The organism is Paenibacillus dendritiformis, assembly GCF_021654795.1.
Lineage (GTDB): Bacteria > Bacillota > Bacilli > Paenibacillales > Paenibacillaceae > Paenibacillus_B.
In genome coordinates this window covers 6,482,501-6,505,238 of record NZ_AP025344.1, presented here as the reverse complement: position 1 = coordinate 6,505,238, position 22,738 = coordinate 6,482,501, and the positions used below count along the sequence as shown (strand labels likewise).

Annotated in this window: 17 protein-coding genes, 8 tRNA genes and 1 rRNA gene (1 of these 26 only partly in view); 6 read left to right on the top strand and 20 right to left on the bottom strand. The window is 57.0% G+C overall.

Annotation, left to right across the window (positions count from 1 at the left end):
* Positions 1-39 precede the first annotated feature (39 nt).
* From hisD to hprK, 9 genes are all read right to left on the bottom strand, one after another.
* Complete coding sequence (hisD, locus tag L6439_RS28980; protein WP_213468456.1) at positions 40-1,326, bottom strand: histidinol dehydrogenase; 1,287 nt, start codon at positions 1,324-1,326, stop codon at positions 40-42.
* 154 nt (positions 1,327-1,480) lie between these two features.
* Entirely contained in the window at positions 1,481-2,113 is a 633-nt protein-coding gene (hisG, locus tag L6439_RS28975; RefSeq protein ID WP_213468455.1) for an ATP phosphoribosyltransferase, read from the bottom strand.
* Positions 2,114-2,194: 81 nt separating this feature from the next.
* Positions 2,195-3,406, bottom strand: coding sequence for an ATP phosphoribosyltransferase regulatory subunit (locus L6439_RS28970; RefSeq protein ID WP_213468454.1), 1,212 nt, complete (start codon positions 3,404-3,406; stop codon positions 2,195-2,197).
* Positions 3,407-3,606: 200 nt separating this feature from the next.
* A complete protein-coding gene (locus L6439_RS28965; RefSeq protein WP_213468453.1) occupies positions 3,607-4,788 on the bottom strand; it encodes an acyltransferase in 1,182 nt (393 codons plus the stop codon).
* 225 nt (positions 4,789-5,013) lie between these two features.
* Positions 5,014-6,267, bottom strand: a complete 1,254-nt coding sequence (locus L6439_RS28960; RefSeq protein WP_213468452.1) for a polysaccharide deacetylase family protein — start codon at positions 6,265-6,267, stop codon at positions 5,014-5,016.
* A gap of 143 nt (positions 6,268-6,410) precedes the next feature.
* Positions 6,411-6,935 carry an acyltransferase gene (locus tag L6439_RS28955; RefSeq protein WP_172879064.1) on the bottom strand — a complete coding sequence of 175 codons (525 nt, stop codon included), beginning with the start codon at positions 6,933-6,935 and terminating at the stop codon, positions 6,411-6,413.
* Positions 6,932-7,585, bottom strand: coding sequence for a pyrophosphatase PpaX (gene ppaX / locus L6439_RS28950; protein WP_213468451.1), 654 nt, complete (start codon positions 7,583-7,585; stop codon positions 6,932-6,934). Before ppaX ends, L6439_RS28955 begins: the two co-directional genes overlap by 4 nt.
* Positions 7,586-7,589: 4 nt before the next feature.
* Positions 7,590-8,690 carry a prolipoprotein diacylglyceryl transferase gene (gene lgt, locus L6439_RS28945; protein ID WP_213468450.1) on the bottom strand — a complete coding sequence of 367 codons (1,101 nt, stop codon included), beginning with the start codon at positions 8,688-8,690 and terminating at the stop codon, positions 7,590-7,592.
* Between the two features lie 35 nt (positions 8,691-8,725).
* A complete protein-coding gene (gene hprK, locus L6439_RS28940; protein ID WP_168181768.1) occupies positions 8,726-9,664 on the bottom strand; it encodes an HPr(Ser) kinase/phosphatase in 939 nt (312 codons plus the stop codon).
* A 298-nt stretch (positions 9,665-9,962) separates the two neighbouring features.
* On the opposite strand from hprK, the gene L6439_RS28935 reads away from it, so the two are divergent.
* The 6 genes from L6439_RS28935 to nikR all read left to right on the top strand — a co-directional run bounded on the left by L6439_RS28935 (position 9,963) and on the right by nikR (position 15,538).
* Complete coding sequence (locus tag L6439_RS28935) at positions 9,963-10,940, top strand: ABC transporter permease (RefSeq protein ID WP_213468449.1); 978 nt, start codon at positions 9,963-9,965, stop codon at positions 10,938-10,940.
* A complete protein-coding gene (locus L6439_RS28930) occupies positions 10,937-11,767 on the top strand; it encodes an ABC transporter permease (RefSeq protein ID WP_213468448.1) in 831 nt (276 codons plus the stop codon). Before L6439_RS28935 ends, L6439_RS28930 begins: the two co-directional genes overlap by 4 nt.
* The gene (locus L6439_RS28925; RefSeq protein ID WP_213468447.1) at positions 11,764-13,410 is read left to right on the top strand and encodes an ATP-binding cassette domain-containing protein; all 1,647 of its coding nucleotides are present in this window, start codon (positions 11,764-11,766) and stop codon (positions 13,408-13,410) included. Before L6439_RS28930 ends, L6439_RS28925 begins: the two co-directional genes overlap by 4 nt.
* A gap of 6 nt (positions 13,411-13,416) precedes the next feature.
* A complete protein-coding gene (locus L6439_RS28920; protein WP_237096682.1) occupies positions 13,417-14,712 on the top strand; it encodes an ABC transporter substrate-binding protein in 1,296 nt (431 codons plus the stop codon).
* Complete coding sequence (locus L6439_RS28915; RefSeq protein ID WP_237096681.1) at positions 14,678-15,016, top strand: hypothetical protein; 339 nt, start codon at positions 14,678-14,680, stop codon at positions 15,014-15,016. Before L6439_RS28920 ends, L6439_RS28915 begins: the two co-directional genes overlap by 35 nt.
* Before the next feature lie 96 nt (positions 15,017-15,112).
* Positions 15,113-15,538, top strand: a complete 426-nt coding sequence (nikR, locus tag L6439_RS28910) for a nickel-responsive transcriptional regulator NikR (protein ID WP_168181763.1) — start codon at positions 15,113-15,115, stop codon at positions 15,536-15,538.
* Positions 15,539-16,634: 1,096 nt separating this feature from the next.
* On the opposite strand, the gene L6439_RS28905 is transcribed toward nikR, so the two are convergent.
* From L6439_RS28905 to L6439_RS28855, 11 genes are all read right to left on the bottom strand, one after another.
* Positions 16,635-17,756, bottom strand: coding sequence for an ABC transporter ATP-binding protein (locus L6439_RS28905; RefSeq protein ID WP_168181762.1), 1,122 nt, complete (start codon positions 17,754-17,756; stop codon positions 16,635-16,637).
* Positions 17,757-17,857: 101 nt separating this feature from the next.
* The gene (locus tag L6439_RS28900; protein WP_168181761.1) at positions 17,858-18,964 is read right to left on the bottom strand and encodes a PucR family transcriptional regulator; all 1,107 of its coding nucleotides are present in this window, start codon (positions 18,962-18,964) and stop codon (positions 17,858-17,860) included.
* A gap of 240 nt (positions 18,965-19,204) precedes the next feature.
* Positions 19,205-19,280 (bottom strand) — tRNA-Lys (locus L6439_RS28895).
* 7 nt (positions 19,281-19,287) lie between these two features.
* Positions 19,288-19,373 (bottom strand) — tRNA-Tyr (locus tag L6439_RS28890).
* A gap of 9 nt (positions 19,374-19,382) precedes the next feature.
* Positions 19,383-19,458, bottom strand: a tRNA-Phe gene (locus L6439_RS28885).
* A gap of 68 nt (positions 19,459-19,526) precedes the next feature.
* Positions 19,527-19,603, bottom strand: a tRNA-Asp gene (locus tag L6439_RS28880).
* A gap of 9 nt (positions 19,604-19,612) precedes the next feature.
* Positions 19,613-19,688 (bottom strand) — tRNA-Thr (locus L6439_RS28875).
* Between the two features lie 6 nt (positions 19,689-19,694).
* Positions 19,695-19,770: transfer RNA gene (locus tag L6439_RS28870), tRNA-Val, on the bottom strand.
* 9 nt (positions 19,771-19,779) lie between these two features.
* Positions 19,780-19,856 (bottom strand) — tRNA-Met (locus L6439_RS28865).
* Between the two features lie 25 nt (positions 19,857-19,881).
* Positions 19,882-19,970 (bottom strand) — tRNA-Ser (locus tag L6439_RS28860).
* A 111-nt stretch (positions 19,971-20,081) separates the two neighbouring features.
* A 23S ribosomal RNA gene (locus tag L6439_RS28855) occupies positions 20,082-22,738 on the bottom strand; it runs 271 nt beyond the window's last position.

Below are 22,738 nucleotides of genomic sequence, written 5' to 3'. Positions count from 1 at the left end.
CGGCGCCGGACAGCTATCCCTGTCCCGGCAGCCGGTGTTCTATTCGTTCATCTGCCCGAGCCGGATTCCAATTGCGCGGGCATGCGCCTCCAAGCCTTCGTGGCGGGCGAGCTCCATAATCCGCTCCCCGTCCCTCTGCAGCGCCTCCCGGCTGTACCGGATCAGACTCGACTTCTTCATGAACATATCGACGTCGACCGGCGAAGAGAAGCGCGCCGTGCCGTTCGTCGGAATGATATGATTCGGCCCGGCGTAATAATCGCCTACCGGCTCGGAGCTGTACTCGCCGAGGAAGATCGCGCCGGCATTCTCGATCGCTCCCACCCATTCCATCGGATCGGACGTTACAATCTCCAGATGCTCCGGCGCGAGCCGGTTGACCAGCTCCACGCCTTCCTTCAGCCCGGGCGCCACTACAATGGCGCCGTACCCTTCCAGCGACTTCGCCGCAATCTCCCGTCGCGGCAGCGTGGCGAGCTGCCGCTCCACCTCGGCCGCCACCGCTTCAGCCAGTTCGCGCGAGTCGGTGACGAGCACGGCGGACGCCATCGCGTCATGCTCGGCCTGGGAGAGCAGATCGGCCGCCACATAGGCCGGCGTCGCCGTCGCATCCGCCAGGACGACAATCTCGGAAGGGCCGGCGATGCTGTCGATATCGACCGCGCCGTACACCTCGCGCTTCGCCAGGGCGACATAAATGTTGCCGGGCCCGCAGATTTTGTCCACCGGGGCGATCGTCTCCGTGCCGTAAGCCAGGGCGGCGATCGCTTGCGCTCCGCCAACCCGGTAGACTTCCTTCACGCCGGCTTCCGCCGCCGCGACCAGAATATGCGGGTCGATGCCTCCCTTGCCGCCGGTCGAAGGCGGCGTGACCATGACGATCTCGGGCACGCCCGCAACCTGAGCGGGGATGACGTTCATCAGTACGGACGAAGGATAAGCGGCGCTCCCGCCGGGCACATAGACGCCGACCCGCTTGAGCGGCCGCATGATTTGCCCCAGCAGCGTGCCGTCCGGCTGGAAATCCATCCATGACGTCCGCTTCTGCTTCTCATGGAACGCGCGGATATTCGCGGCCGCCTCGCGCAGAGCGGCGAGGAAGGTGTCCTTCACTTGCCCGTAGGCGGACTCAATCTCCTCCGGTGCGATTCGCAGCTGGGCCGGAGACAGCTCCATCCGGTCGAACTGTCCGGTATAACGGAGAACCGCCGCATTCCCCTCCTTCCGCACATCCCGGATAATCGCCTGAACCGCCTCCAACTGCTCCGGCGTTCCGTAATCCACCTTCCGCTCCACACGCCAATCCGCTGCTTCGATAATCCGCATACCTGCTCCTCCCGTCCTCTCCTGAAATGTAACGCAGGCGCCCGGGCGCATCGCCGGCTCTATCCGGCGGCGGGTCCCGTCAACCGCGAGCCTGCCATTCCGTCTATCCTTCCATATCTCCTCGCAACTGTATCTGCATAATGGCCCGCGCCCCCTACGGCTGCGGCGGCACGACGCGCTGAATCCTGTCGCATAACTGCTGAGTCGCTTCGTTCTTCATCCGATAGCTGACCCGGTTCGCAATGAGCCGGCTCGTAATGCCGAACATCTCTTCCAGCTCCACCAGCCCGTTTTCCTTCAACGTTTGGCCGGTCTCGACCATATCGACGATCCGGTCCGCCAGTCCGATTAACGGGGCCAGTTCAATCGAGCCGTTCAGCTTAATCACTTCCACCTGCTGTCCCTGTTCCCGAAAATACTGCGATGCGACATTCGGGTACTTCGTCGCGACCCGCAGATGAATGGATGGCTTCCAAGACGGAAGGCCAATCACCGACATCCGGCAGCGGGCAATGCCGAGGTCAAGCAGCTCATAGACATCCTTATTCTCTTCCATCAGCACATCTTTGCCGGCGATGCCGACATCCGCCACGCCGTATTCGACATAAGTCGGAACGTCGACAGGCTTCGCCATAATGAACTGCAGCCGCGCTTGCGGCACATCGATGATCAGCTTGCGGGAATCCTCCTCATCCTCGGGGACCGGCAGCCCCGCATCGCGGAACAGCGTAGAAGCCTGCTTGTAGATCCGGCCCTTCGGCATGGCCACCTTCAACCAATCCTGCATCATATCCCTCCTGTCTTCACGCGGGCCGCGAGGCGCAGCGCCTTTCCCGCTCCCGGCCCTGCTCCCGTCATCTCTCCTCTGTCACGATTGCCTAAAAGTGAGCACTTTGTGGTATCGGCCCCCGTCCGGCAGACCTTCGGCTTCCGCTCCGTCCCGGGAGGTTCCTGCCGCCGCACCTTCACCAAGCAGCCGGGTAACGGCAATCGCGCCTTCCGCCCGCAGCCGGGCCGCTTCCGCCAAGGCGTCCGCCCGCCTGGCCGCCTCATATTGAATCAGCACCGGCTTCGCCTGCTCCTCTTCGTACTCGCCTGGCCGGGACAACGCATCCATAATGCGCGTCGTCTTGAGCGCGAAGCCTGTCGCCGGAGCAGGGCGGCCGAATTGCTGCAGCAAATGATCATAACGCCCGCCGCTCATGACCGGGAATCCCATCTCTGCGGCATATCCTTCAAAAATGGTGCCCGTATAATAAGAAAAGTCCCCCAGCATCGTCAAATCGAGCAGCAGATGATCCGCCGCTCCATACGCTTCCAGCACTTCCCATACCTGCTCCAGATGAGCAAGCGAGGCTGCCATCTCCGGCTTCCCGGACAGCGTGCGCGCCTGGTCCAGCACCGCGCGCCCGCCCCGGAGCTGCAGCAGCGCCTCCAGCTGCCCGCTCCTCCTGGCATCCAGCCCGAGCAGGCTCGCCTGCGTCCGGTAGCCGACCACGTCCCGCTGAATCAGGAGCTGCTTCAGGCGGAGCTGATTCTCCTCATCCCCGGGCAGCGCATCCTCGAACAAGCTCTGCACATATCCGTGATGGCCGAGCGCCACCTTGAACCGCTCGATCCCCGACGCCTTCAGGCAGGCGATCGCCAGCGCGATGACCTCCGCATCCGCCTCCGGGGAACCGTCGCCCGCCAGCTCCGCGCCCGTCTGGAAGAACTCGGCCTCCCGCCCCGCTTCGTCTTCCATCGCCCGGAACACATTCGCATGATAAGACAGGCGAATCGGGAACGGCTCCTTGCCGAGCAAGGAAGACACGACGCGCGCGATCGGCCCCGTCATATCCGAACGCAGCACCATCGGCGTTCCGCGCTGGTTCAGCAGCTTGAACAGCTTCTGATCGGAGGTGGCGCTGGCCGTCCCTACCGTGTCATAGAATTCCATCGTCGGGGTAATAATTTGCGCATATCCCCAGCACTCCATCGTATGGAGCACCTTCCGCTCGATTTCTCTTAGCTTGCGAACCGCTTCCGGCAAATAATCCCGCACGCCGGACGGCTTCTCGAACATTCTCGGCTTCGACATGGACTCACCCCGTATTGATAAACATTTTACTTTAATATGGTACAGTACTACCAAGTTAATTTATTAGCAAAATGAAGTAAAAATTTAAAGGTAATATTATCACGGATCATCGTCATCGTCAATCCCTAGGCAGGTCTTCTGCAACGCTCCCGTGCACGGCAAAAAGACCGCCTGCAGAGACAGACGGTCTTGTACATTCATTATGCGCCGGTACCCGGGGTGACGGATCCCGACTTTTGCCGCGGCGCCCGCTTCGCCTTGAAGCTTCGCGGCACGGCCCCGAATCCGATCCAAGCGAGCGGGATGAAGCGGAATGCGGCATAGACGACGAGCCAGGACAAGCCGAGCGCGACGGCATAACCTCCCGCGATATACAGCATATATGCGAGCGACCCGCCTCCATGCCAAGCATATTTGCGGTACAAGGCAAGGAACACGGGATGCAGCAGGTAGATGCCGAAGGACAGATCCCCCAGCTGCACGAGAGCCTTGCGAAGCCAATCGGGCAGCTTCCGTTCCAGGAAAAAGGATAGCTGCATCAAGACGATGGCCGACGTGAGCGTGTGGAAGTTCCACAGCATCTCATAGACCAGCGAGTTGGTCCATTCGTTGGTCGAACGCGACCAGAACCACACCTGAACGTGCAGCATGGCGAACAGCAGCCAAGCGCCCCACAGCGCCAGCGACCCGATCCGGTAGCGAGACGGATTGCCCTTCTGCCCGAGCGACGTCAGCCACGGCCGAATTTTCTCGAAATTCAGCCCGACATAAGCGCCAAGAAAATAATAGCTGACATAAGACAGCGAGATGCTGCCTTTGTTGACAATCTGGAGGTCATACTTGTTCCACAGCACGAAGCCCCACTGCAGCAGCAGCCCGAGCGGAATCGACCAGGCCAATATCGTCTTGGACCGGAAGAGCTTGAGCATCAACGGGAACAAAATGTAGAACTGAATGCTGATAAAAACAAAGTATAAGTGCGTGTAAGCCGAGCCGGTCAGTAATTTCGCAAAAAAGGAATACATCGAATCCTCGAAGCCGCGGGTACGGTAATACATTAGATGCTGCATCAGAAAGTACCCGGTCGATGCGACGATATACGGTATGATCACATACAGCAGCCGGTTCCGGTAGAACTTGCCCAGCACGGCGGGCTCCAGCTTGTCCCGTCCGCCATAGTTGTAGAAGAGCACGAAGCTGCTCAGCAGTATGAAGGTCGGGGTACCGTATTTAAAAAAGATATTGAAGAAGTTGTACAGATAATACCAGTTCGAATCAACCATATCTACCGTTGCCTGCGAGGTGGAATGCACGCTGATGACGCCAATCATGGCCAGCGCTCGCACAATAGGAATGGCAGTAATGTGCTCTTTTCGGCTCATTGTCCTCCCTTTCCGACACCTGCCGGCAGGCAAGCATCTGATCAGACAGGCGCGGCCAGTTTGTACAGTCCGGCAGCGCCTGCTCCTAAGTTAACAAGGTTGGGATGTTGTAAAATGAAAAACATTTACAACATAACATTATATGTCAAAATTCGCCCGATCTCAACCGAAAAGCACCGCTTCTAATGGAGGATTCGACTAGTAAAGTTTCCGCGTGACGGTATTTTATATGCCATTATCCGAATATTTTCCCGGGAACAACTCGATGCTGCGATCCGCATCTCTCATCTTGTAGCTCAACCGGAAGTGATGCTTTAAATCGTTGAGCGCAACATACCATTTTCCGTTCTTCACGATAGGAGGGACAGACATCATCAGCTCCGCGCCGTTCCAGGTCACGGTTCGGCTCGGCTTGACCCGGGCCACCTTCGTATGCGCTCCCCCGTTCCGCATCTGCTCGATAAGCCTTGGGGTCGCAATCTGCTGATTCCCTGCATTGATTCGGAACCCGTTCCGGTTGGTCCGCCCGTTAATCCCGGGGCGAACGGTGAACGTAACCGGGATATCCAGCTCGCGGCAAATCTCCAGCACCTTGCTGTTATAGGCGCCGAACGGGAATGCCAGCAAGCTGTGCGTATTGCCCAGCTCCTGCTTCAGCACCTGCTCCGCCTTGGCCAGATCGTCCCGAACCCGCGTTTCGTATTCCTCTTCGGTCTCCTTGCGATCTTCCTTCTTCAGATACCTCTTCCAGGTCAGCATTGGCCGGAGATAGCCCCGTTCATTCACCGTGCGGTACGCATGAGAGTTGAAGGTATGGCTGTAGAAGCTCATCCCCTGCTCCTTCATCTCGCGCATCTGCGCCCAGGTCAGCTTCTTGTGCTTGGTCTGCTTCGGATTATCAATCGTCTCGACGATAACGAAGTTCGTGGCGGTCAGATGATATTTCCGCAGCACCGGGTACACCTCCGTATAGAATGTCTCGTACCCGTCATCGAAGGTAAGCAGCACCGCATTCGGCGGGACCGGCGCGCCGTTCAGCATATAATCGATATATTCATCCATGGTTATAAAATGAAACCCGCTGCTCATTATCGCCAGAAGCTGCTCCTCGAACTGCTCCGGCGAGATAAACGTGACGTTGTCCGGGTTCTTCTGCACATTGTGGTACATGAGTACAACAACCTTATCCTCATAAAAGACCGGATTATAATCCCACTGCGATTCCGGCCTCGTCGTCGGGAACAGCTGAAGCTCGTATCCTTCATCGACGATATGTACGTCTACTCCGTATGCTTGCTGCAGCGCATCAGCCGGGATATACCATTCGCCGCCCGCTTGAAGCGCGTACTCGCCTTGGTTGGCTTGACCCTTCCAGACGAGAGGGCGGCTGACAGTATCCTTCCTGTCAAGATCAATGAACAGCGCAACGCACAGCAGAGCAATCAGGAGCACCGCGCCTGCAGCACGTCTCATCCTCATTCCCTTCATCCTCTACACCATCTCTTTGTGGCATCTATCCAACATTAGCACATTCCCCAATGTTTGTCATTTCTCGCATACAACGCACCCGCTGCCACAACCTCCAACAGGAAAAACCGGCAGCCTCCCATTCGACTGCCGGATCATGATTCGGCCCCCGAACCGTCTGCCCCGCCGGAAGCCGGGTCGGCTTCGCGGATCACCCGCATCGGGTTGCCGGCGACCATCTGGCCGGGCAATACATCCTTATGCACGACCGTCCCGGCCGCGATCACGGCATGATCGCCAATCGTCACGCCTGCGAGAATGGTGCTGTTCGCTCCAATCATCACATGGCTGCCGATACAGACCTTGCCGAGACGGTATTCCTTTGTCAAATACTCATGGGCCAGCAGCGTCGTATTGTAGCCGATAATTGTGTTCTCCCCGACCTCGATATACTCCGGGAAAAAGACATCGACCATAGCCATCAGCCCGAAGGCGGTATGGCGCCCGACTTTCATCTTCAACAGATGCACATAAACCCAGCGCTTGAGCCGCACCGAAGGGCAGTAACGGGCGAACTGAACCCAGATGAAGTTCCAGACGCCCTTCCACGGGCTTACCGACCGGTAGATTTGCCACAGGCTGTTCGGCCCTTCGACAGGATGCCGCTCCAGATCTCTCACTTGGATTCCCGCTCCCATCCAACGAGTGTAAAAATATCGCGCATATCATGGATGATATGGCGCGGTTCGTATTGGCGAAGCACCGCTTCGCCCTTCAATGACCAGGCTACGCCGCAGGAGATAGCGCCCGCCGCGTTGGCCGCCTGGATATCGGCCGGGCTGTCGCCCACCATAAGCGTGGTCGCCGGATCGGCCTTCAGCTTCTCGATGGCGAGCAGCACCGGCTCCGGATGCGGCTTCGCATGCTGGACGTCGTTAATCGTGACGACGACGCCCATCTTATCCAGCAAGCCGAACATGCGCAAGGCCCGCTCTGTCGTCTCGCGCATCTTCGTCGTGACGATGCCGAGCCGGATGCCGCCCTCATGCAAGGCGCCAATCACGTCCTTCACATGCGGGAACTCACGCACCAGCTCATCATGCCGGGAAAGATTGTAGCGGCGGTAAGCGGCTTTAAGCTCCTCGACATCGTCCAAGCCGCTGAACTTCCGAAGCTGAAATTCGAGCGGCATTCCCATGCTCGGAATAATCTGCTCCCGCGTCAGCGGAGTCGGCGTGCGCTCCAGCAGCACATGCAGGAAAGTCTCGATAATCAGTTCATTGGTATCGATAATTGTTCCGTCCAGATCGAACAATACGGTACGAATCATGTTGCTATTTCTCCTTTATGTCACGTTCCTCTTGCGCAGCCGCAGACTGCTCCGCCGGTTCAGGCTTGTCCTCGGCCCCGTCCCGGGAAGAGCTGGCCTCCTCACCCGACTGCGGCATCGCAGGAGCTTCCGCCTCCGTCTTGCTTCCGGCGTCGTTCGTGCCGCGCTCGGCCGCTTCCATAACCGAGGCGGACTTGGTCGATACAATCGGATCGCGGTACAGCGCCTTCGAAGCCCCGGTTACCCGGCGGATGATGATAAGCGCGAGGCCGCCGACGATCAGGAAGATAGCCAGCAGCTGGGAGATCCGAACATTGCCGTAATTCGGATCGAGATACCCCGGCTCGAATACGACCCGCATCGGCGACCATAGCGTGCCGATGATCGATTCCACCCATCCGGATCCCTGGTAGGCCAGACTGTCGGTACGCAGCCCCTCAATGAAGAACCGGCCGATCGAATACCAGATTAGGTAGCCGATGAACACTTCCCCGCTTCTCACCCCGCGCAGCCGGCGGAAGCCGAACAGCAGCAGCACGCCCACGAAGCTCCACAGCGACTCATACAGGAAGGTCGGATGATGGAAGGTTCCGTTCACATTCATCTGGTTGACGATGAAGCTCGGCAGATGCAGCGTATCGCGGAGGAACGCTTCGGTTGTGGGCCCTCCGTACGCTTCCTGATTCACGAAGTTGCCCCACCGTCCGATCGCTTGTCCGATCAGCAAGCCCGGCGCGCAAATATCCGCGATGCGCCAGAACGAATATCCTTTTTTTCTGACATAGATAAGCGCACAAATCACGGCGCCGATTAATGCGCCATAAATGGCAATTCCGCCATGCCAGATTTTAAAGATTTCCAATAAGTTATCTTTGTAATCATCCCATTTGAAGGCAACGTAATAGATACGTGCCCCGACAATGGCGGAAGGCACGCCGAACAGCAGCAAATCCATGAAAAAATCTTGAGAAATCCCAAATCTTTTGCCTTCCCGAATTGCCAGCAGCAAGCCGACCACCGCGGCTGTGCCTAATATAATGCCATACCAGTGGACCTTGATCGCGCCGATCGAAAATGCCACCGGATCCAGCAACATCGTTGCCATCCATCCACACTCCTTATGGGTTGAGAATGCTAATCTCAATCAAAGTCTTCCATGTCCTCGGCAATCGTCTCGGTCAGCTTGTTCGTGAATTGAAGCGCCGCATTGTAGCCCATCCGCTTCAGCCGGAAGTTCATTGCAGCCACCTCGATGATGACGGCCAGATTCCGTCCGGGACGAACCGGCACAGTGACGAGCGGCACATCCGTCTCGATGATGCGCGTCGTCTCCTCATCCAGGCCAAGACGGTCATATTGCTTATCCTGTTGCCAATTCTCCAGGCGAATGACGACGCTGATCCGCTTGTTGTTGCGGATGGCGCCGGCTCCGAAGAGCGTCATCACATTAATGATGCCGATGCCGCGAATCTCGAGCAAATGCCGGATTAGCTCCGGTGCGGAACCGTGAAGCTGGTTGTCCGACGTCTGCCGAATCTCGACCGCGTCGTCGGCGACCAGACGATGGCCGCGCTTGACCAGTTCCAACGCCGTCTCGCTCTTCCCGATGCCGCTCCCTCCGGTAATCAACATGCCGACGCCATAGACATCGACCAAGACGCCGTGAATCGTCGTCGTCGGTGCCAGCTTCTTCTCCAGGAAGCTCGTAATGCGGCTGGAGAGAATGGTCGTCGCCAACTGCGTCCGCAGCAAGGGCACGTCTTCTTCCTGGCATACGTCGATAATCTCCCCCGGCACATCCAATCCCCGCGTCACGATGATGCAGGGCATCTCTTCCGAACAGAAATGATACATCCGATCCCGTTTCTCCTCTGGAGTCAGCGTCTCGAAAAACGCAAGCTCGGTCTTGCCGAGGAGTTGAACGCGCTCCTTCGGATGGTATTCGAAGTAACCCGCCATTTCCAGGCCGGGGCGATGCAAATCATCCACTGTAATCGGCCGCTTCAACCCCGGTTCCCCGGCCAGTACCTCCAGATGGAACTGCTCCACCATCTCGGCCACTTTTACTCTCTTGGCCATTCTGTTCACTCCTTCGTCTCCCGCACTCCAACCGTCCCCGCTCCTCGTCTACGCAGGCCACGAAGTGCCTATTCCTCATTGTAACCATCGTATCGGAAATCGCCGGTCAGATCAATTAGCGCGCAGGCGCATGCTCTTTGATCGGGATTGTTTTTTCATGATCGTTTCCATATATGAATATTTTGTGCAGAGTCCTCCAATTTTCAGTGTTACGTATTTACCAAATCGTGACACCATGCTATAGTGTTACTTGTTGCATGATTCGTGTTACGGGATATCCGCAGATTGGAGGTTTGATTTGCTGAGATATCTCTTTTCCAGGGCGGGCGAGGCCGTTATCGTCTTGCTGATCGTCAGCCTGCTCGTCTTCATCTTTATTCGTCTGCTGCCGGGTAATCCAGCCATGGCGCTCTATGGGGATCAGGTTCAGAAGCTTACCCCCGCCGATCAGCTGCGCATACGCGCCAACCTCGGTCTGGACGAGCCGCTCTATTTGCAGTACGTCAAGTGGCTGCAGGGCATGATCCAAGGCGATTGGGGACGCTCCTATCTGAACGGCGAACGCGTCGACGTCCTGATTGGCCAAGCCATCGGCCCGACGGTGCAGCTTATGCTGGCCGGGACATTTCTTACTCTTCTCCTCTCCCTCCTCTTCGGTACGATGACAGGCTTGAGGCCTTCCTCGAAGATGGATCGCACGGTGACTGCGGTCAGTCTCGTGCTCATGTCGTTTCCGACCTTCTACCTCGCTCTGTGCTTGATTCTGGTGTTCTCCATTGCGCTGCAATGGTTCCCCATCGCCGGAATGGGCAGCGGCATGGAAGGCTGGATCGGACGGCTCCGGCATCTTGCGCTGCCTGCCGCCGCCCTCGCGCTGTCACATATTGGTTATTACATTCGACTATTGCGGAATCACGTTACCGTCATCAACGACAAAGAATTTGTGCGGGCCCTGCGCATGCGCGGCGTCTCCCGGCATCGAATCATTTTCCGCCACATGCTGCCGAATGCGGCGCTTCCTTTCTTATCTTATATCGGCATGTCCCTATCTTTAACTTTTGCCGGATCGGTCGTTATCGAAACGCTGTTCTCCTGGCCCGGACTAGGCATGCTTGCGCTCAAATCGGCGCAAAGCCATGATTACCCCGTGCTGCTGGCCGCCATTCTGCTCAGCACCTTCGTCGTCGTGGCCGGAAGCCTCCTGATCGACCTGTTCTGCGCCTGGTACCATCCGCAGATTCGGCGGCAGCTGTTGTCAGGAGGGAGAGCGCCATGAAGTCCCGCCGCTGGATGACGAACTTATCTGTTCTGTACTTGGCTGTACTGGCCCTATGCGCCGCAGCTGCTCCGCTTCTGACCGGCTACCATCCGGTCGATGTCCAACTGGACGCGATTTTGCTGCCGCCTCAACCTGCCCATCTGCTGGGGACGGATGAGATGGGGCGTGATGTGTTGACCCGGTTTCTGTACGGAGGCCGCGTCTCCCTGGCGGTCGGGTGCGCTTCGGCATTGGTCTCGCTGCTGGCCGGCGTGGCCTACGGCATGATCAGCGGCTACTGCGGCGGCTGGATCGACCGCATCCTGATGCGGGCCGCCGACGCCCTGCTCAGCATCCCGAGCCTGCTGTTCATGATCGGGCTGCAGGCTCTGCTCAAGCCAAGCATGGTGACGGTCGTGCTCGTTATCGGCCTGACCGGCTGGATGCCGTTGGCGAAGCTGATTCGAACCGAGATTCTTGCCCTCAAAGAAGAAGCATTCATTCAAGCTTCCGCCGTGATGGGGGCCAGTCCCGTTCAATTATTTGTCCGGCATTTCGCCCCCCACTGCTTGCCGACGATACTCGTCATGACGACGACCGGAATCGGCCATGCCATCCTGTCGGAGTCGACGCTCAGCTTTCTCGGCCTGGGGATTCCTCCGCATGAGCCCTCCTGGGGCAATATGCTGGCAGGGGCCCAGAATCATCTGCTGTCCGGAGCCTGGTGGGCGGCGGTCTGCCCCGGTCTGGGCATTGCGCTCACCGTGCTGGCCGTCACCTTCCTGGGCGATGACGGGCAACAGCGATGGGGGAGCCCGCAATTCTATCGGAGGGATCGACGATGACTCAACCGCTGCTGGAGGTGCGCGATCTGACGTTAACCCTTCCGTCCACGGCTGGCATAGACGACGACATATTGACTCAACTGTCATTCACCTTGCCCGGGCGGGGCGTGACGGCGCTCATCGGCGAGAGCGGATCAGGGAAGAGCGTCACCGCCCAGGCATTGCTCGGCATGCTCCCGCGCGGCGGAGCCATCACTTCCGGCTCCATCCGCTTCAAGGGAGAGAATATTCTGAAGCTCCATCCCCGCCAGCTTCAGCGCTATCGGGGAAGCCGGGTCGGCTACGTGTTCCAGGATACGAGCGGAACCTTCGATCCGCTGCACCGCATCGGTCGCCATTTCGCGGAATTGCTCGCGATACATACGCCGCTTCCCCGCGCCGAGGGGAAGGAGCGGGCGCTGCAACTGCTTCGGGATATGCAGCTTCCCGAGCCGGAACGAGTATATGACGCCTACCCTCACGAACTGTCGGGCGGCATGCGGCAGCGTGTGCAGCTCGCGCTCGCGTTGGCTGCGGAGCCGGAGCTGCTGATCGCCGACGAGCCGACGACCGCGCTTGACATGCCGGTACAAGCCGACATCCTGCGCCTCATACGCCAATGGAGCGCTCGAACCGGGGGCGCCGTCCTGTTCATTACTCACGATCTGGGCGTCGTCGCCGAGATCGCGGACGAGGTCCTCGTCATGCGGCGCGGGATGATAGTCGAATCCGGGCCCGCCGCGCGGGTGCTTCAACGTCCGAATCACCCGTATACCCGGCAGCTCGTCGAGGACTATGCTTCCTTCTCCGCCCCGGGCGCGAAGCCGCTGCCGGACGGGCCGCTGGTCGTGGTGGCGAGCGGCTTGACCAAGACCTACCGCGCCGGACGCCGCTGGCTGCGGCGTGCCGCCCCGGTGCCGGCCGTCCGCGAGGCGTCCTTCGCGATTCGCCGCGGCGAGATGGTCGGCCTCATCGGCGAGAGCGGCAGCGGCAAAAGCACGCTGTCCCGCTTGCTGCTGGAGCTGGAGCGGCCGGATCGCGGCACCTTGGAGTGGTCCCTTGCCGGGGAAGAGGGAACCGTCGGGCCTTCCGTCCAGTGGGTTCATCAGGATCCGTTCGCTTCGTTCGATCCGCGCTGGTGGGTCGGCCGGATTATCGGTGAAGGACTCGATTATCAGCCGCGGCGGAATCGCGTTCCCGGCTCCGCCGCCGAACGGATTCGGGCAATCGCCCGCGAGACGGGGCTGTCCCCGGATCTGCTCGACCGGTATCCCCACGAGCTGTCCGGGGGCATGCGGCAGCGCGCCGCGCTGGCCCGGGCGCTCTTGTTGGAGCCGAGATTGCTTATCCTGGACGAGCCCTTCGCCAGTCTCGACATGACGCTGCAGCGGCAGATGCTGGGGCTCATCCGGTCCTGGAACGAGCGCACCGGCATGGCCGTCCTGTTCATCACGCATGACCTTCGAGCCGCTGCCCACCTCTGCCATCGCGTCATGGTCATGTATCGGGGCGAGCTGGTGGAGCAGCTTCCGGCCTCGGACTTGTCTGCTTCGGACCATCCTTATACGAAGCGCATGCTCGCATCGATTCCGGGCGCCCGATGGGCGGCGGAGCGATATGAGCCGGATTCAATTGCATTGAACTTAATCCATGGTAAGGAGTAGATATAAATGAAGCTACGATATCCATCCCTGCTCGCGTTTCTCTGCCTGGTCGGCATGCTCCTGGCGGCCTGTTCCGGGCCTGCGCCGGCGGCTCATGCGCCCTCAGGCCAAGCGCCGGGGGGAGCATCGGGGCAGACTGCTGCCGGGGTGAAGCGGCTCGTGTATGGCGCGGAGAAGGAAGTCGAGAAGCTGAATCCGATCTTGAATGACGAGCATGATGTCGATTCGATGCTGTTCCGCGGATTGACCCGCCCGACATCGGACAATGAAGCCGCGCCGGATATTGCCTTGAGCTGGACCGTCTCCGACGACCAGTTGACCTATACGTTCAAGCTGCGAACCGATGCACAGTGGGATGACGGGGAGCCGGTCACCGCCGAAGATGTCAAGTTTACGCTCGATACGCTGTTGAGCCCGCAGACCAATTCACCGATGAGCGGAGACTTCACGGAGATTCGGCAGGTGGATGTATTGGCGGCGGATGAAATCCGGATTACGCTGGCCCACCCGTTCCCGCCGCTCCTTCACAAGCTGAAGCTGGGTCTCATTCCGAAGCATGTGCTGGAGGGCCAGGATATTCATACCTCCGATTTCAACCGCAAGCCGGTTGGGAACGGGCCGTTCAAGCTCCGGGAGTGGAGAGCGGACAAGACGATCGAGCTGGTGCGAAGCGATACCTACTATGGCACCAAGGCCAAGCTTGATGAGATTCTCGTTCGTCCTGTCCCGGATCCGAATACCCGCCTGCTTCAGCTCAAGACCGGAGAACTGGATCTCGCCTTTGTCGAGCTGAACCAACGGGACAGCGTGAAGGAGCAGGATCCATTCCGGGTCATACAGATGAAGACCGTGGACTATCGCGGGATGCTGTACAATTTCCGCAATCCTTTGTTTGAAGACGCGCGCGTCCGCCAAGCCATCAGCGCCGCCATCGACCGCAAGGCGCTGGTACAGGGCGTTCTGTTCGGACATGGGGAGCCGGCTTACGGGCCGCTGCAAAAGTCATGGGCCAACTCCCCGTATCCGGAAGGGGCGGAATACCGGCCGGAGGAAGCGAAAAGGCTGCTTCAGGAAGACACCTGGCGAGGACGGCATCTTGACGAAAGACGGAAAGCGCTTCGAATTCGAATTTGTCGCGCCCGCCACCGATACTGTACGGGTCGCCCTGGTCAACGCGATCAGCACGCAGCTCAAAGCGGTCGGCATCTCCGTGATTCCGAAGCCGCTCGATTGGAACGCTATTCACTTCGATCAGGCGGATACGTTCATGATCGCCTGGGGGAGCGAGTTCGATCCGGATGATCATACCTATCCGGTCTTCCACAGCAGCCAGAGCGCAGACGGACTGTACAATTACGGGGCTTATCGCAATGCCGAGGTCGACCGGCTGCTCACGGAAGCGCGCATCGAGCCGGATCGCGAGAAAAGACGGAAGCTGTACGGCCAATTCCAGCAAGCGCTGAACGAGGATCCCGCCTTCGCCTACCTCGTGTATATTGACGCGCTCTACGGCGTAAGCAAGAAAGTCACCGGCGTCGGCGATCGTCCATTGGGCCATCACGGTTCCGGCGTGCTGTGGAACATCGAAGAGTGGGATATGAATTAAAAACGGGGGAGGGTATGCCTATGTTTGCCGGGCATGCCCTCTTGCTTTATTTTGTGGTACAGTAATAAGAAAAAGCGTGTAAGTAAGAGGTGTCCCATGAATGAATCGAATCTAAAGCGCTTTGGCGTATCCATGGACGGGAAGCTGTTGGACAAGTTCGATGAGTCGATCAAGGAGCAAGGATATGAGAACCGATCGGAAGCGTTTCGCGATCTGGTCCGCGACGCGCTGGTGAAGCAGTCGCTGGAGGCGGAAGACAAGATCGTCGCCGGCTGCATACTGCTGTTCTACCGCCACCATCACCGGAACCTGCTGGAGGACTTGGCGCGGATTCAGCATGAGATGCATGATTCGATATTGGCCACGACGCATTTCCATCTCGATCAGGACAACTGCCTGGAGATGATTGTCGTCAAGGGAAAGAGCAGCGAGCTGCGGGCGCTTAGCGATCAGATGACGACCTTGAAGGGTGTCACCTACAGCAAATTTACGGTCGCCCCGTTGGAAGAGATTCATACGTAGGCAGCGTTGCACGGCAGGCAGGTGGAGATCTTCCGCGGACAGTAGGTGACAATAGAAGGCTGCAGCCGATAGTGGGGACAGTAGGTGGCGGTAGAGGACCGCAGTCGAAGGAGAGGGCATCAGGTAGCTGTGGAAAACCGCAGTCGATAGGAAAGGGCATTAGGGTAGCTGTGGAAAACCGCAGTCGATAGGAGAGGCCATTAGGGTAGCTGTGGAAAACCGCAGTCGATAGGAGAGGGCATTAGGTAGCTGTGGAAAACCGCAGTCGATAGGAGAGGGCATTAGGGGAGCTGTAGAGGACAACAGTGGACGGCACGGACGATGACTTGACGGTCCGGTCCCAGAGAGGCGGATCTCCGCGCGTTTCGACAGTGCTTTGCACTTATCAAGCAGACTTAAGCGGGGGACGCATTTTATGACACTCAACCTAACCCAAAATAGTGCATAAATGCAGGATTGTCTCCGGTGCTTCTAGCCTCCAAAGGAAATCCTGCAAATGTACATCAATTTCATGCCTAGCCGCGATGAATTGTGATGATATAGGCAATAAAGATGTCTTTTTGCAGGAATATCCCATAAATCACCCTTAAATGGGGGAAATTGATGTAATTTTGCATTATTTTCACTAGAAAAGCTAGTTACCCTGAGTACGTGTACTCTCCCTAAGGTTGCCACCCGGATCTGACCGGACTCCCACAAGCCATCTGACTCTCATAGTTCATCTGCCCCAGTTCTCACCTAATTCCCGCATGGCATCCGACGCTCATAACCCATCAGCCCCCAGATCTCACCTGACTCTCGTAGCTCATCTGCCCTAGTTCTCATTTAATTCCCGCATGGCATCCGACGCTCATAACCCATCTGCCCCCAAATCTCACTTGACTCCCTCAAGGGCATCTAACTCTCACAACTCTTCTGCTCCCCTATTCACCTGACTCCCACTCATCTGACGTTCTGAACTCAGGCGGAACCGCAGATGCAACCTGCGCATCACCGCGCCGCGTTCTTGCCGGCCTCGCCGTGCCACGCGGTGCGCTCGTATATGCCAAAAAGCGGAGGCTCCCAGTTAGGAGACCTCCGCTTTCCATATATCGGATTAGTTTTCGAATACGTTCAATTCAGACTCCGTATCGAAAACATGCACTTTGTTCATATCGATGGCAAGCTTGACGTTCTGTCCTTCTCTCGAGTTGGAGCGGCCGTCTACGCGCGCGATTACCGTCTCGGAACCGATGCCGGTCAGGTACAGGAACATTTCATGACCCATGTTCTCTGTCACTTCAATCGACGCCGTAAATACGGTGTTCGGCGAAGCTTCCAGGAAGACTGGCTCTTCATGAATGTCCTCTGGACGAACGCCCAGTATGACTTCTTTGCCAAGATAGCCTTTTTCCTTCAGCACTTGCGCCTTGCCTGCTGGCACAACCACGTCGAGACCTGTCGTTCTGAAGCGGGTCGTGCCGTTCTCTTCGACCAGGGAACCCTTGATGAAGTTCATCGTAGGAGAGCCGATGAAGCCGGCAACGAACATGTTGAGCGGATTGTTGTAGAGCACGTCAGGTGCTGCCGCTTGTTGAATGATGCCGTCCTTCATAACGACGATCCGATCGCCCATTGTCATTGCCTCGATCTGATCGTGCGTTACGTAGATAACTGTCGTTTGCAGACGCTTCGACAATTTCGTAATCTCGGAACGCATCTGTCCACGAAGCTTCGCGTCCAAGTTGGAGAGCGGTTCGTCCATCAGGAACACTTGCGGCTCACGAACGATGGCGCGGCCGAGAGCGACACGCTGACGCTGACCGCCGGACAAAGCCTTCGGCTTGCGATCCAGCAAATGCTCGATGTCAAGGATGCGAGCGGCTTCGCGCACGCGCTTGTCGATGTCTTCTTTTTTGAACTTACGCAATTTCAGACCGAACGCCATGTTTTGGTATACGTTCATGTGCGGATACAACGCGTAGGATTGGAATACCATCGCGATGTCGCGGTCTTTTGGAGCCACGTCATTAACAAGGCGGTCGCCAATGTACAATTTCCCGTCGGAGATTTCTTCCAGACCTGCAATCATGCGAAGTGTTGTCGATTTACCGCAACCGGACGGACCAACCAGTACGAGGAACTCTTTGTCCTGAATATCGAGGTTGATGTCTTTTACCGTTGCATTATCGGATCCCGGGTACTTTTTGTAAATATGCTCTAAGCGAACGCCTGCCATGTGCGTTTCCCCCTTAACGTATATTCCTGAAATCGGTTACCCTTATTGTATCGGAACCCTGTACAAATAACTATACACAATATGCACAAAAAATGATCGTCTTATTTTGTTACTTTATACAATAGCAATATCAGTTTCACCAAGACCGCGTCGGAAAATTTACGCACATCGAGCCCGGTTTCATGCTTGATTTTATCCAATCGGTATAAAAGGGTATTGCGATGAATGTACAGCCGCTTGGCGGTCTCGCTCACGCTGCAGTCGAACTGGAAAAAATGCTGCAGTGTCGCCATGGTCTCCGGATCCGCGAAGCTGTCCGCCTTCGTGACGACCCTCTGCAGGAACTGCTTCCGCACCTCATCCGGAATGCTGTTGACCAGCCGCTCCAGATGCAGCTCCCAGGGCAGATGAATCGTGTCGGTCACGTGAAAAGCCCGGCCCAAATACAGCGTCTCCCTCAATTGTGAGACGACGCCCGGAATGCCCTTCACCGGCGTGAACGGATATCCGATGGTGAGGTGGCTCTCTCCGACCCATTCGCTTGACAATAGCTCATAGAGTCCGAGACAGTAGGACGTCAGGAGCTCTTCCATCGTCTCGCGCTCTTCGTTCTCGTCTTCTCCGGAGCCAGGCTGAGTCAACTGCTCAGGGCACAGAATGAGCCATTCCTTATCCGACAGCGGAATGAGAATAACCTCTCCGCCGAAGTAAGAGCGGAGCAATTTGTACAATTCTTGATAAGCGGGCCCCTCCCGATGGGCATGCTCGGCGACGAGCAGGAACGGCACGACTTGAATGAACAGCTTGCTTTTCCAAGAAAGACTGTCCGGCACCTCCGCATTCGCCTCGCCCTCCTTAACCCGGTCAGCAACCCAGTGCCCGAACAAGCGAGCCTGCTGCTCATCGTTAATATCCGTTGCCGCCAGCGAAGGCTTCGGACGATGCTCCATCCGCAAAATAAGCTGAAGCCATTGCCGTTCCTTCCCGGCAAGCTCCCGGCCTTCCAGCTTCAATACTTCCGTCGCCGACGTCCCCGGCTTCCACAGCATATACCAGGCGTTCCCCTGCTTCGCCAGGACCGCCGGCTGGCCGTCCGCCATCGCGTCTTCTCCGGCCCATTCCCTCCATGTCGATGATGGCACGGACAGCTTCTCCAGAGAGGTAGCCAATATATGTTCAATCTGCTGCTGCAGCGCATGCTTATCCATACCGAATCTCTCCACCCGTCTTATCCTTCTGCGTTATTGTTCCCATTGTATCATATCTGAGAGGCTGTCTTCATATGCTGCCGGACAGGTGATGAGACCGGGCGTTCAGCGGCCGATATAGACACGGCTGCCATAATTCTTCCGGTTGCCGATCGAAAAAAGACCGGGCTTGATCTAATCAAACCCGGCCGGAAAACAAAAAAACTTCAGTTCATCCACTGAAGTCTTGAAGTAAAAAACTGGTGAGCCATGAAGGACTCGAACCTTCGACACCCTGATTAAAAGTCAGGTGCTCTACCAACTGAGCTAATGGCTCTTATAAATGGTGGAGGATGATGGATTCGAACCACCGAACCCGTACGGGAACAGATTTACAGTCTGCTGCGTTTGGCCACTTCGCTAATCCTCCATATTTGAATGGTGGCTCGGGACGGAATCGAACCGCCGACACGAGGATTTTCAGTCCTCTGCTCTACCGACTGAGCTACCGAGCCTAATATTTAACTTTTCAAAAAAATAAAGTGGTGCACATAAAGCGTCGCCACTCTCACGAAAGTTAAAATGGCGGAGCTGACGGGATTCGAACCCGCGTTCTCCTGCGTGACAGGCAGGCATGTTAGGCCTCTACACCACAGCTCCTTGGTTAAATGGTGCCGGCGATAGGAGTCGAACCCACGACCTACTGATTACAAGTCAGCCGCTCTACCAACTGAGCTACACCGGCGAAGTATGGTGGACGCTGACGGGATCGAACCGCCGACCCTCTGCTTGTAAGGCAGATGCTCTCCCAGCTGAGCTAAGCGTCCTTATGAAATTGGTAGCGGCGGAGGGGATCGAACCCCCGACCTCACGGGTATGAACCGTACGCTCTAGCCAGCTGAGCTACGCCGCCATATTATAAAGGTTGTAAATCACTGTGGCGGAGAGAGAGGGATTCGAACCCTCGCGGCTGTTACACCCTAACGCTTTAGCAAAGCGCCCCCTTCGGCCTCTTGGGTACCTCTCCACATCGCATGTAAAATGCCTGTCCACCGTATTATACGCGATTCACATGCTCATATCAAGACCTTGTACCTTAAAAACTGAATGCGAAAGCAAATCATCAAATCATCTTCGTTAGGATAAGCCCTCGACCGATTAGTATTGGTCAGCTCCATGCATTGCTGCACTTCCACCTCCAACCTATCTACCTCGTCGTCTTCAAGGGGTCTTACCAATGTGGGAAATCTCATCTTGAGGGGGGCTTCACGCTTAGATGCTTTCAGCGCTTATCCCTTCCGTACTTGGCTACCCAGCTATGCCTCTGGCGAGACAACTGGTACACCAGCGGTACGTCCATCCCGGTCCTCTCGTACTAAGGACAGCTCCTCTCAAATTTCCTGCGCCCGCGACAGATAGGGACCGAACTGTCTCACGACGTTCTGAACCCAGCTCGCGTACCGCTTTAATGGGCGAACAGCCCAACCCTTGGGACCTACTTCAGCCCCAGGATGCGATGAGCCGACATCGAGGTGCCAAACCTCCCCGTCGATGTGGACTCTTGGGGGAGATAAGCCTGTTATCCCCAGGGTAGCTTTTATCCGTTGAGCGATGGCCCTTCCATGCGGTACCACCGGATCACTAAGCCCGACTTTCGTCCCTGCTCGACTTGTAGGTCTCGCAGTCAAGCTCCCTTCTGCCTTTGCACTCTTCGAATGATTTCCAACCATTCTGAGGGAACCTTGGGGCGCCTCCGTTACTCTTTAGGAGGCGACCGCCCCAGTCAAACTGCCCGCCTGACACTGTCCCCGAACCGGCTTCACGGTCCCAGGTTAGAACTCCGATACGATCAGGGTGGTATCCCAACGGCGCCTCCACCGAAGCTGGCGCTCCGGCTTCTAAGGCTCCCACCTATCCTGTACAGACCGTACCAAAGTCCAATATCAAGCTGCAGTAAAGCTCCATGGGGTCTTTCCGTCTTGTCGCGGGTAACCTGCATCTTCACAGGTATTAAAATTTCACCGGATCTCTCGTTGAGACAGCGCCCAAGTCGTTACGCCATTCGTGCGGGTCAGAATTTACCTGACAAGGAATTTCGCTACCTTAGGACCGTTATAGTTACGGCCGCCGTTTACTGGGGCTTCGGTTCATAGCTTCGCCTTACGGCTAACCACTCCCCTTAACCTTCCAGCACCGGGCAGGCGTCAGCCCGTATACTTCGCCTTACGGCTTCGCACAGACCTGTGTTTTTGCTAAACAGTCGCTCGGGCCTATTCACTGCGGCCCCCTCGGGCTATAAACCCTACCGGGGCACCCCTTCTCCCAAAGTTACGGGGTCATTTTGCCGAGTTCCTTAACGAGAGTTCTTCCGCGCGCCTTAGAATTCTCTTCTCGCCTACCTGTGTCGGTTTGCGGTACGGGCACCTTCACCTGGCTAGAGGCTTTTCTTGGCAGCATGAAATCAAGACCTTCGGTACTGTAATTTTCCCTCCCCGTCACAGCCCAGCCTTACGGTCAGCGGATTTGCCTACTGACCAGCCTCACTGCTTGGACGAGCATCCATCAGCTCGCGTCCCTATCCTTCTGCGTCCCCCCATTGCTCATAACGGCTGCGGTGGTACAGGAATTTCAACCTGTTGTCCTTCGACTACGCCTTTCGGCCTCGCCTTAGGTCCCGACTTACCCTGGGCGGACGAGCCTTCCCCAGGAACCCTTAGGCTTTCGGCGGACATGATTCTCACATGTCTTTTCGTTACTCATACCGGCATTCTCACTTGTGTACAGTCCAGCAGTCCTTCCGGTCTGCCTTCAACCCGGTACACAACGCTCCCCTACCACTGATGCAAGCATCAATCCATAGCTTCGGCGGTACGTTTAGCCCCGTTACATTTTCGGCGCAGAGTCACTCGACCAGTGAGCTATTACGCACTCTTTAAATGATGGCTGCTTCTAAGCCAACATCCTGGTTGTCTGGGCAACTCCACATCCTTTCCCACTTAACGTACACTTAGGGGCCTTAGCTGATGGTCTGGGCTGTTTCCCTCTTGACAACGGACCTTAGCACCCATTGTCTGACTCCCGGATAATAAGTCCATGGCATTCGGAGTTTGACTGAGCTTGGTAACCCTTGGCGGGCCCCGCACCCAATCAGTGCTCTACCTCCACGACTCTTCCTCCGAGGCTAGCCCTAAAGCTATTTCGGGGAGAACCAGCTATCTCCGAGTTCGATTGGAATTTCTCCGCTACCCCCACCTCATCCCCGAATTTTTCAACATTCGTGGGTTCGGGCCTCCAGTGCGTGTTACCGCACCTTCACCCTGGACAGGGGTAGATCACACGGTTTCGGGTCTACGCCTACGTACTCATTCGCCCTATTCAGACTCGCTTTCGCTGCGGCTGCGGCTTTTCACCTTAACCTTGCACGTAAACGTAACTCGCCGGTTCATTCTACAAAAGGCACGCCATCACCCATAGAACGGGCTCTGACTTCTTGTAAGCACACGGTTTCAGGTTCTATTTCACTCCCCTTCCGGGGTGCTTTTCACCTTTCCCTCACGGTACTGCTTCACTATCGGTCGCCAGGGAGTATTTAGCCTTAGCAGATGGTCCTGCCGGATTCCCACGGGGTTTCACGTGTCCCGCGGTACTCGGGATCCGTCTCGGAGGGCATTTACTTTCGAGTACAGGGCTATTACCTTCTACGGCGGGCCTTTCCAGACCTCTTCGTCTAATAAACACCTTTCTGACTCCATGTGAGACGTCCCACAACCCCGGAGAGCAAGCTCTCCGGTTTAG